Source organism: Desulfobotulus pelophilus (assembly GCF_026155325.1).
In the GTDB taxonomy this organism is placed as follows: Bacteria; Desulfobacterota; Desulfobacteria; order Desulfobacterales; family ASO4-4; genus Desulfobotulus; species Desulfobotulus pelophilus.
On sequence record NZ_JAPFPW010000034.1, the window covers coordinates 1 to 10,819 of the forward strand.

The following is a 10,819-nucleotide window of genomic DNA, read 5'->3' on the forward strand; positions in this document are numbered from 1 at the left end:
CTTGTTTTTGATGGATCAGGCAGAAACAGGAACGCTTCCCCCTGTAAAATGGGGATAAGGTGGAACAGGAACGGTGTACAAGGCCCCTGCGCATTTCTGTGAGAGGGATAGTGCAGAGAGGATCACTCTTGCACTACCCTACTCGATTAAACAACAGGGTCTACATTTTTGCCACAGTGCTTGCATGTATTGGCTCTGCGCTTGATGATTTCCAGACAGAACGGACATTCTCTGGTAAAGCAGCGTTTGTGAATTTTTGCGATGGCTTCACCGATCGCTTCTTTCATTTTTTCATTGTAGGGAGGGATATTGCGCATGGGTTCAACGGCTTCATGGGTGTCGCAGATGTCACCAAGTATTTCCACCGCCTTCATGCGGACACGTACGGGCTCGTTATGGTCAGAAAGCATGGATAATATTTTAAGAAAGTCTTGGTTGACATAACAGTCTGCAAGTATGGAAAAACCTGTTTTAATGGCTTCTTTCAATTGTTCCTGTTCATTCAGAGATTCTTTTGTGACAAGACCTTCCGTTCCACCCTCCATCCCGAAAACTGTCATCAGCTCAAAGTTGTCTTCAAAAGGATAGCGGAGGCAGCGATAGGATGACTTGTGTCCGTAGTTGGTTTCAATGGACGCCCATCCTTCCCTAAACACAGGGCAGTTATCATTGAAGCAGACATATACAAAAGGAGAGCCCCAGCCCAGGCCATCACTGAAAGTGTAGGGTGGTACTTCCCATATGTCCATTTCTTTCTGGCAGTGCGGGCAGATAGGTTTTGCCTGTGCCAGCATCTGTGACAGAAATTCTTCTTTGGTTTCCATTATAGTCATTCCTTTTTGCTTGGTGTGAGTGGTGCGGAGAGCACCACAAAAATATGCACCATAATAGGGCTCATTTCTGATCTGTCAATTGAATCCGCAGACAGCTATCAGTCTGTGGGATTTTTGACGCCCGTCGGAAAAACAACGGCAAAATAAGAATTGTAAATGGTGATATGTTTGTTTTGTCTTGTATTTTTAATGGTTTCTATCTTGGCATTTCAATTGCAATGTGTCTCTTTGTCCTAAAGGGGGCGCAGAGTAAATCAGCAGAGGAGGCCATATGAAACCCCATTCTTATGCACATGCTACATTAAAAGAAAGCATGCGGACTATTGCCCGTATGCTGGGGTGGGTCCGGAATACGGACTATCGCCTGTTGAACGAATATCTGCTTGTGATGCAGGAAAAAGAAGATCTGGACAGTCTTCTGGCAGAAGTTGCCCGGTGTCTTTCGGAAATGTTGGATTATCGTTTATTTGCCTTTGTTATTCAGGATGAATCCGGTGTGGATGCATGGATTGATCCGACCATGTTTCGTGATGCCTTCTCACGCATTGTTCAGGATGATTTGCGGCTGGATTCGGATAAGGATATTCGTTTCATGGGTAGCGAAGACGCGAAGGCGGAGCAGGTATGCATTGCAAAAAAGGATCTGGAAGTGCGGACTTTCAGAGAGGCCTCCTTTACGGCCCATCTTTATCTGTCCACGGGCCGCACGCTGTTGCCCTATCATGATGATATTCTTGAAAGTCTGCTCAGTGGCCTTAGGGTGTCTCTTATCAATCATGTCCGTATTCGCAGGCTTGAGGGTGCTGTTTCGGAAGATTTTTTAACCGGATGTTACAATCGTCGGGAATTTGACCGTCAGCTGGAAAGGCATGTTGCAGGGGTACAGAGGCATGGCAAAGATTTTGCGGTAGTACTTTTTGATCTTGACCATTTTAAAGGCATCAATGATACTTTTGGGCATCCCGCAGGGGATCGTGTGTTGCGCAGCGTTGCCAAGGCTGTTCAGCACACGATTCGAACAGGAGATGTTCTGTGCAGGTATGGCGGAGAGGAGTTTGCCATTTTGCTTCCTGAAACCGATGGTATGAAAGCTGCCGATCTGGCGGAGCGCCTGAGGGTTTCTATTCAGGGGCTTTGTATTAAAGATGACGACAATTTTCTTATCAGTGTAACAGCCAGTTTTGGTGTTGCCAGTGCTGACAGCCGGATGTCGGCAGGAGATCTGCTGGTTGAAGCCGATGCTATGCTCTATCGTGCCAAAAATGAAGGGCGCAACCGGGTTGTGCTGAGTCAGGACTGATCTTATCCTGCTCATAATTTGATTCTGCTGGTTGAAAAATTGTATCCCATACAAAAGGAGCCACTGGTTTGCAGGCAGGCTCCTTTTTGTATGGAAAAGAAGATTTGGGATCTTGCGGTCCTGTCTTTTTTCCGTGACACTGTCCTACCCACGCACCCTCAATTGACAGGCCGTTGAACCCGCCGTATAGTAGTAAACATTGTACTGCCCATTCTCGGAAGCCTTCTACCTTTACGGCCTGTCAGAGTCCCTTTTTTTCTGTCCGGCCTTTTTCCAAGGGGGGCCATGCCTGGCATACCTACCTATGATCTGAGTGATAAAGACTTCAGCTATTTCAGCCGTCTTGTATACGAAAAATGCGGTATCCATCTGCATGAAGGGAAGAAAGAGCTGGTCCGTTCCCGTTTGTCCAAACGCCTTCGTGAGCTTAATTTCACAGGTTTTTCCATGTATCTTCAGTATCTTCAGGGGCCTGGTGGTGAGGCGGAACTGATTTTCATGCTGGATGCCATTTCCACCAATCTTACCAGTTTTTTCCGGGAAAAAAGGCATTTTGAATTCCTTGAAAATGAAGGGTTGAAAAATATTACTGCGCTTATGCAGCGGGAAGGAAGAAAAGAGCTGCATATCTGGAGTGCGGGATGTTCCACCGGAGAAGAACCCTATTCTTTGGGGATTTGTTTTTCGGAGGCGCTGGGAGCCCTTTCACGTTTCGATGTCAGAATTCTTGCTACAGATCTTTCAACCCGGGTTCTGGAGACAGCGCAGTCCGGTATTTATCCTGAAGCAAAGGTGGCAGGGCTTTCACAGACTCTTCTGCACCGTTATTTTCTCAGGGGCAAGGGGAAGCGGAGGGGGCATGTCAGGGTGATACCTTCGCTTCGGGATATGATTGGTTTCCGCCGGTTCAATTTGATGGATCCCTTTCCCGTTGCGCTCACTTTTGATGTGGTATTTTGTCGTAATGTTATGATTTATTTTGATAAACCTACTCAGGAAGCTCTTGTTGGAAAATTTTATAATTGTCTCAGGCCGGGAGGGTATCTTTTCATTGGTCATTCTGAGAGTCTTATGGGAATTGAACATCGTTTCCGGTATGTCCAGCCGACTATTTACCTAAAAAGCTGAGTTCTTGTGAGGAGATTGTATGGAAAAAGCAGCATCCGGTGTGCAGGCCATTCTGGATGAGGTGGCGCTGCGGGTGGTAACCCTTGAGGCTGATGATATTCCGGGCCTTGGTCTGCTGCTTTCTGATCTGGATCATTTGGCGCAGGCTTTGCTAGCTTCCGGATCAGCGGAAGTTTCCCTGCAGATAGTGGCTGGGTTACGCGCATTTACCGAGCGTCTGATTCTTCAGGATGAAAGGGAAACTCTTCCTCTGGAGGATGCAGTCCGTTGTCTGCAGGAAATGGAAAGGGTTCATGCCCATGGGGATCTGTGGACAGGGGACCTTTCCGGTGTTCTGGATATGTTGCAGGGAAAAAAACAGGAAGACTTCAGGTTGGAGGATGGTCGCAATAATGAGGGGGCTGCCCGGATTTTTCAGGAGCAGGATCTTGATATCCTGTCGGATTTTGTTGTTGAAGCTTCCGAGAGCCTTGAGAAAATTGAGGTCAGTCTGATTGACCTTGAAGATGAACCCGAAGATGCCGAAATTCTCAATGCCATTTTTCGTCCTTTCCATACCATTAAAGGGGTGTCGGGGTTTCTGGATCTTTTTGAGATTAATCGGCTTGCCCATAGTACGGAAAATTTGTTGGATAGCGTCAGGCAGGGTAGCATCACAGTGAATCGTGATATTGTTGATATGATTCTGACCTCGGTGGATTTTTTACGGCGTCTTATCGGATGTGTGGAAACCGGGCTTGCGAATCAGGGTAGAATGTCCCGCTGTGATGTGGACATAACTCCCTTGATTCAGCGTATGGATACCTATGAGGAATCCCGTGAGCGGCTGGGTGAAATACTGATCCGTAAAGGGCTTGTTTCTGAGGATGTTGTCTGTCAGAGCCTGGAACAGCAAAAAGTGGAAGGTAAGCCTCTGGGAGAAATTCTGGTGGCTGGAGAAAAGGTTGCCTCAAATGAGGTAAGCGAGGCATTGCTTGAGCAGAAAAAAAGCCGGAGCGGAATGGCAAAGGGGGCTAATCTCCAGGTCAAGGTGGATACCGGTAAGCTGGATAACCTTGTGGATCTTACAGGCGAGCTGGTGATCGCTCAGGCAATGCTGCGTCAGCAGGCACAGGATAAAAGGGTCGATTTTTCCCAGAATATGGGGCGGCTGGGGCAGATTGTTTCGGGAATTCAAAAGCTTGCCATGAGTATGCGCATGGTACAGATAGGTAGTACCTTCCAGAAGATGGTTCGGTTGGTGCGTGAGCTTTCCAGAAGTTCCGGAAAGAATGTATCGCTTGAAATGACGGGTCAGGATACGGAAATTGATCGAAATGTGGTGGAAACTCTGTATGAACCGATGGTTCATATGATCCGTAATGCCGTAGACCACGGTCTGGAAATGCCTGAAGAACGTAAAAAAGCTGGAAAAACAGAAAAAGGGACCATCGGTCTTCAGGCCTATCACAAGGGTGGCAGTATTGTGATTGAAATGTCTGATGATGGAAGGGGGCTGAATGCGGACAGGTTGCTGGCCAAGGGTATGGAAAAAGGTCTGATTCCTGAAGGGGCTCATCTGAAGGAGCAGGAAATTTTTGATCTGATTTTTCATCCGGGCTTTTCGACAGCAGCTGCGATTACGGATGTATCCGGTCGGGGAGTAGGTATGGATGTGGTCAAGCGGGTTGTGGAAACCCTGAGAGGAAGGCTTGAAATCCGTTCTTCTGAAGGGGAGGGAACTACCTTTGTCATGACCCTTCCCCTGACCATGGCTATCATAGAGGGAATGCTCATCCGTATAGGAAGAGAGCGCTATATTATCCCGGCCATTGCCATTGTTGAATCTTTTCGTCCTTCCCGCAGTGATGTTGTGGGTATTGCCAGGCAGGGCGAGGTGGTAATGGTAAGAGGAGAGCTGGTGCCGTTGCTTCGCCTTGGCAAAATTTGCGGTATCCATGCGGATTTTGACAATCCATGGGAAGCTATTGTTGTTGTGGTGGAAAACAAGGGACGAAAACGGGCACTGCTTTTGGATGAACTTCTGGGTAAAGAAGAATTTGTGATTAAAAGTATGGGAGAAACTTTTGGTCATCTTTCTTTTCTGGCCGGGGGAACGATTCTGGGTGATGGTCATGTGGGTCTTATTCTGGATATGGCGGGCCTGTTTGATATGGCGGATGGTATGCCCCCAGAGAAGAGGTGGCATCCTGCCGGACCGGAAAAAAGGGATGAGGAGGGCCCGTGAAAGTGATTGTGGGTGTGTCCGACATGAAGGTTAGTTCAAAACCGGGCGAAGAACTGATTACCTATTCCCTGGGATCATGTATAGGGGTTGTGATTTATGATCCTGCGGTCAGAGTGGGTGGGATTCTGCACTACATGCTTCCGGAATCTTCTCTGGATCAGGAGAAGGCGAAAAGAAACCCCTTCATGTTTGCGGATACTGGTATCCCGGCTTTGTTCAGGGCCACTTATACGCTGGGCGCAAAAAAGCAGCGAATGAAGGTTGTTATTGTCGGAGGCGCTCAGATTCTGGATCAGCAGGGTTTTTTTAATATTGGAAAGCGCAATCACATGGCCGTTAAAAAAATGTTTTTTCGCAATAATGTGATTGCATCCCATGAAGATGTGGGAGGCTGTGTGAACCGTACGGTACGACTGAACATACTTTCCGGAGATATTCATATTAAAGTGGGCGGAGAAGGGGAGAAAAAGCTATGAATGCTGTTTCAGAACTGATCCGTGAAATCGACAGCTTGCAACCCATGCCGCAGATTGCCCAGCAGGTGCTGGCATTGGCTGAAGATCCGAAAGCGGACACGGAAAAAATAGCCCGCCTGATTTATTTTGATCCTTACATCACAGCAGACCTCCTGAAAATGTGCAATTCTGCCTATTTTGCCAGAAGCCGAACCATTGATTCCTTGCATGATGCCATCAATATTCTGGGCTTGGATCGTATTGTGGATCTTGTGGTAATGAAATGCGGATCATCGAATTTCAAGGGAGGTCAGAAAGGGTATGGCCTGGATGAAGGGCTGCTTTGGAAAAAAGCTGTGAGCTGCGCTATCATAGCAAGGGATCTTGCCATGCGCATACGCTTAGCTGAACGTCATCTCGTTTTTACAGCAGGTCTTTTGCGGGATATTGGTAAGGTGGTTTTAAGCCGTTTTGTCGCTGACAGGATGGAACGAATACAGCGCCTTGTGGCTGAGGATGGCTACAGTTTCCGGGAGGCTGAAAAGAAAGTCCTGGGGGTTGATCAGTCTGAACTTGCTGGTATTATTGCTAAAAAGTGGGGGTTCAGCCCCCGTCTTCAGGCAGTGATCCGTAATTCTCACATGGCGGGGGGGGCCGTTTTTTCCGATGATGCGGCCAATGTGGTCTATGTGGCGGATCAGGTCTGCATTATGCTGGGAATAGGGGTAGGGCTGGATGGGTTGGCGTACCGCTTTCACAGGGAGGCCCTTGGGGCTCTTGGTTTGAGTGCCAGGGATCTGCAGGAAATTATTGCCGATTTCGGGGACCGGATTCGGGAGGTTGAAGATCTGATCGGATCTTTCTGACAGAGGCCTGGAGGCATTTTCATGGCTTTATCAATTCTTGTAGTGGATGATTCTCAGCCCATGCGTGCCGTAATCGTAAAAACGATTCGAGCGGCAGGCTTCGGAGATGCACAGTTTTTTGAAGCAGCCAATGGTAGAGAGGCTGTGGAAAAACTTGGAGAAAACTGGGTGGACATTGTTGTGACGGATTATAACATGCCGGATATGAATGGTATGGATCTGTTGCTGCTGTTGAAGAAAGACTCTGTCTTTTCCAGTATTCCCGTCCTGATGGTGACTACGGAAGGCAGCCTGGAAAGAGTGGATGCCTTTTTAAGGGCAGGAGCTTCCGGTTATATCAAAAAACCCTTTACGCCTGAAAAGATAAGAGAACAACTGATATCCATTTTAGGAGCTCCCCATGGAAACGATGCTGAAAATTGCGATGAAGGCCTCGATTTCTGAGGTTCTGGGAACCATGTTTTATATGCCTCTGGAATTTGATATGGAGGAAGTTCTTGAGAAGAGTTTCTTGTGGCAGGCCGATGCTCTTCTGGCGGCAAGTCTGTCTTTTAAAGGCCCTTTCAACGGGCTGGTCATTTTCTGGGTTCCGGAGAACATTCTTTGCACCATGACATCGGATTTTCTTGGTGAGCAATGTGTTAGTAAGGAACAGATGGCCGAAACTTTAAAAGAGATTGTTAATATGGTGGCAGGTAACACGTTCAGCAATTTTGATAACACAAGGGAGTTTCGCTTAGGAATTCCAGGAATTATCACACGAGCTCTGCCCGGATCTCCGGTCCTTTCGGGGAGGGGGTTGTTTCTGGGTATAGAATCCGTTGAAGGCCCTTTGGGTTTATGGATTGGGTTCACTTCCTGAGAGACGGCAGGCTTGCGTCAAAATGTCGAAAGGATGTGGAAGGGTTTTCAGAAAACTGGAACGCCGGGGGAAATTATATGGAGGTATCGGGTAGTATCCGTGTACTGGTTGTAGATGATTCAGCCATCGTCCGTAAGGTTTTTACGGAGGAGCTCTCCAGAGAGCCCGGAATTGAGGTGGTAGGAACAGCACCGGATCCCTATGTGGCTCGAGATAAAATTGTTCACCTGAAACCGGACGTGATTACCCTTGACATAGAGATGCCCCGAATGGACGGGCTAACCTTTTTGCGCAAGCTTATGCGCTACTATCCTTTGCCTGTTATTATTGTTAGCTCCCTGACATCCAAGGGAAGTGAACTGGCTCTTGAAGCCCTTGCCATTGGTGCTCTGGAAGTGATTTCTAAGCCGACATCGGCCTATTCTGTAGGGGATATGAGTGCTCAGCTTGCGGAAAAGATACGGGCTGTGGCAGGTATCCGAGTGGGCAGGCGGCTGGATGAAAAGGCCGTCGCGGATCAGAGCAGCATTGCCGCTGGCAGGCCGGGAGTTCTGCGTGTGACTACCCATAAAATTATTGCAATGGGGGCATCCACGGGGGGAACTGAAGCCCTGAGGGAGGTTCTTACGAAAATGCCTGCCAATGCCCCGGGCATTCTTGTGGTGCAGCATATGCCGGCACGGTTCACAACGGCCTTTGCGGCCCGTTTGAACGATCTTTGCGCCATGTCCGTAAAGGAAGCGGAAGATGGCGATCCTGTAACCCCCGGTCAGGTCTTGATTGCTCCGGGGAATTTTCATATGCTGCTACGCTGCAGTGGTGCCCGCTATTATGTTCAGGTAAAGACAGGTCCGCTGGTGCACCATCAGCGGCCTGCGGCAGACGTTCTCTTTGATTCGGTTGCTACCTATGCAGGCAGTAACGCCTTGGGAATCATTCTCACAGGTATGGGAGCTGATGGAGCGGTAGGCCTGAAAAAAATGAAAGATGCAGGAGCGGGAACCATCGCTCAGGATGAAGCAAGTTCTGTGGTGTTTGGTATGCCCAAGGAAGCCATCCGTATGGGAGCCGCAGACCATGTGCTGCCACTGGATAAAATTGCGGAAAAGGCTCTTACCCTTCTTTGACCGCTTTTTTCCCTGATAGTTGTTTTGAGGGCTTTGGGGTGGATGATTTTTTTTCTGGATTTAATCAGTCGGTGCTGAAAATATGGTAAGTAACACTGGTCATCTTTTGCGGTAAAAGGTGATAGTTCATGATGACATTTCGGGTTGCTACTTTTTTTAAGGATGAGAGTTATATGAATAAAACAGGGTTTTTCGTTGGGTTACTTTTTTTTCTGATGATACCTGTAACCGTTTTCGGTGCAGAAAGTGTCTCTCTGGATGAAGAGGCACTGAAAAAAACCGTAGCACGCAGAACGGTTATTTCGTGGGGAGAACAGGACGAACGTTTCCGGAGCTTTGGCCCGGACCAGGTCCGTATCGTCCAAAAGATTCCAGTGAATATGAATGGCGTCTATCTGTTTGCCGTACGGGTTGCTTTGGTCATGCCGCCCCCTCAGTCCGGAGAGGAACAGCTTTTTCTTGTGGTGGATCCGACAGGGCAGATGCAGTTTACAGATATTCAGGATTTGAGTTCGGGCCGCAGTCTTCTTGAAGAGCCTTTGGCCTATCTGCGCCATATCGATGACTTTCCGAAAGATCTCGGCACGGTTCTTCTGGAAGGCGGGGGGCCCCATGAAATGCTTGTGGTCTCTGATCCATTCTGCCCCTATTGTCGAAAGGGCTGGGATTTTGTTAAAGAAAAAAGAAATACGCTGAAAGAGCTCCGTCTTGTTCATTTCCCCTTGAATCCGGTTTCAGAGCTTGTTTGTATGGTTCTGGCCGATGTGGAAAAAAGAAATTTTAAGCCCCTTGAAGTGACGGATTTTGCCTATGGTGATCTGCGGTTTGTTCAGGATCCCAAGGCCATTCTGGACCAGTTCATGGCGGTTTTTCCGGAACTGAAGTCCTCTTGGGGGGACAATGCAGAGGCCGCCCGGAATTATCTTGAGTCGGCCTATGGAGAAAAGGTCCGGAGTGAGCGAAGGGAGTTGCAGAGAATGGGGATACAGGCAACGCCTGTTTTCTTCATTAACGGTCATATGGTGGAAGGCTTTCAGCTTGATAAAATGAGAGAGCGGCTGAAATGAAAGCGGCATCGTCTTTGTTTTCTGTTCTCTGCGCTGGGCTGGGGCTGACTTTCTGCCTTTTATCCCTTTGGGAAGTCAGTGATATTTTCTGTCTGAACAGCGGATGCGATGTGTATAAAGGGTATTCGCTGTTCGGTGTTCCCATGTATGCCTTGGGTGCTATGGCCTTTCTGGTGCTTGGGGTGCTGTCCCTGAGCCCATCCTCTCAGGTGTTGCTTCGGATGGTAACAGGGGTGTTTCTTTGTGCCAATATGTTCTTTCTTCTTTGGCAGATTTTCTTTTGGCCCTGCACTTCCTGTCTCGTGGTTGCCGCTATATTGGGTGTGTTTGCCTTTCATGTTTTCAGGAGAAGTTTTTGGGTTTGGCGTTTTCTTTGGTTGGCCTGGCTTTTCTTTTTTTTTGCGGCGTCCCTCGGTGCTGTCCGGGACGGCTTTTCACCCTGGCCGATTCTTGAGGACGGGAATGGGGACGTTAAGGTTTTTTTTTCACCCTCATGTCCTGCTTGTAAAGAACTGGTAGATGGGTGGATCCAGTCGGATAAGGGAGGGAATGTGGCTTTTTATCCCATTGCAAAAAATGGCTGGGATATAGACAGGATAGCTTGGTTACAAAAAAATCTGGATGATGGGATGGACAGGGAAAATGCTTTTGTTCTGTTCTGGGATGAGCCCTTTCCAGAAAAAACACGCTGGCTGCCTCCCTTTTTTTTAATGATGAAGCTATGGAAAAATAATCTGGTGATGGCAAGAATTGGTGAGAGCCGTGTTCCATTTGTGTTGAGCAGGGGAATTGTTGGAACAGAAGGCCCATCGGGTCTGTCGCCGGATGATGGCTGTGATATTTTTTCTCCGTCCGCAGGGACCTGCAGTGACATGAGTCCTGATGAAAGTAGTTTTCGCAGAACCTGGTAATTGGCAGCCAACGTCGATAATTGGCGAGTTGTGCTTTTTCAGC

11 protein-coding genes are annotated in these 10,819 nt (G+C 48.2%); 10 read left to right on the top strand and 1 reads right to left on the bottom strand.

Annotated features, from left to right (window positions below; all coding sequences use genetic code 11):
- Positions 1 to 146 precede the first annotated feature (146 nt).
- On the bottom strand, positions 147 to 824 hold the full coding sequence (locus tag OOT00_RS15305; RefSeq protein ID WP_265426294.1) for a zinc ribbon domain-containing protein: 678 nt from the start codon (positions 822 to 824) through the stop codon (positions 147 to 149).
- 280 nt (positions 825 to 1,104) lie between these two features.
- On the opposite strand from OOT00_RS15305, the gene OOT00_RS15310 reads away from it, so the two are divergent.
- The 10 genes from OOT00_RS15310 (at position 1,105) to OOT00_RS15355 (ending at position 10,776) form a co-directional block, all read left to right on the top strand.
- Positions 1,105 to 2,133 (top strand): GGDEF domain-containing protein, encoded by a 1,029-nt coding sequence (locus tag OOT00_RS15310; protein WP_265426295.1) that lies wholly within the window; start codon positions 1,105 to 1,107, stop codon positions 2,131 to 2,133.
- Positions 2,134 to 2,418: 285 nt separating this feature from the next.
- Positions 2,419 to 3,261 carry a CheR family methyltransferase gene (locus OOT00_RS15315; RefSeq protein ID WP_265426296.1) on the top strand — a complete coding sequence of 281 codons (843 nt, stop codon included), beginning with the start codon at positions 2,419 to 2,421 and terminating at the stop codon, positions 3,259 to 3,261.
- A 19-nt stretch (positions 3,262 to 3,280) separates the two neighbouring features.
- A complete protein-coding gene (locus OOT00_RS15320; protein ID WP_265426297.1) occupies positions 3,281 to 5,488 on the top strand; it encodes a chemotaxis protein CheA in 2,208 nt (735 codons plus the stop codon).
- Positions 5,485 to 5,964 carry a chemotaxis protein CheD gene (locus OOT00_RS15325; protein WP_265426299.1) on the top strand — a complete coding sequence of 160 codons (480 nt, stop codon included), beginning with the start codon at positions 5,485 to 5,487 and terminating at the stop codon, positions 5,962 to 5,964. The genes OOT00_RS15320 and OOT00_RS15325 overlap by 4 nt, the downstream gene beginning before the upstream one ends.
- Complete coding sequence (locus tag OOT00_RS15330; protein WP_265426300.1) at positions 5,961 to 6,809, top strand: HDOD domain-containing protein; 849 nt, start codon at positions 5,961 to 5,963, stop codon at positions 6,807 to 6,809. Before OOT00_RS15325 ends, OOT00_RS15330 begins: the two co-directional genes overlap by 4 nt.
- Before the next feature lie 21 nt (positions 6,810 to 6,830).
- On the top strand, positions 6,831 to 7,253 hold the full coding sequence (locus OOT00_RS15335; protein ID WP_265426301.1) for a response regulator: 423 nt from the start codon (positions 6,831 to 6,833) through the stop codon (positions 7,251 to 7,253).
- On the top strand, positions 7,210 to 7,671 hold the full coding sequence (locus OOT00_RS15340) for a chemotaxis protein CheX (protein WP_265426302.1): 462 nt from the start codon (positions 7,210 to 7,212) through the stop codon (positions 7,669 to 7,671). The genes OOT00_RS15335 and OOT00_RS15340 overlap by 44 nt, the downstream gene beginning before the upstream one ends.
- Positions 7,672 to 7,748: 77 nt before the next feature.
- Positions 7,749 to 8,798, top strand: coding sequence for a protein-glutamate methylesterase/protein-glutamine glutaminase (locus tag OOT00_RS15345; protein WP_265426303.1), 1,050 nt, complete (start codon positions 7,749 to 7,751; stop codon positions 8,796 to 8,798).
- 128 nt (positions 8,799 to 8,926) lie between these two features.
- A complete protein-coding gene (locus OOT00_RS15350; RefSeq protein ID WP_265426304.1) occupies positions 8,927 to 9,865 on the top strand; it encodes a DsbA family protein in 939 nt (312 codons plus the stop codon).
- Positions 9,862 to 10,776, top strand: coding sequence for a hypothetical protein (locus OOT00_RS15355; protein ID WP_265426306.1), 915 nt, complete (start codon positions 9,862 to 9,864; stop codon positions 10,774 to 10,776). The genes OOT00_RS15350 and OOT00_RS15355 overlap by 4 nt, the downstream gene beginning before the upstream one ends.
- The last annotated feature ends 43 nt before the right edge of the window (positions 10,777 to 10,819 follow it).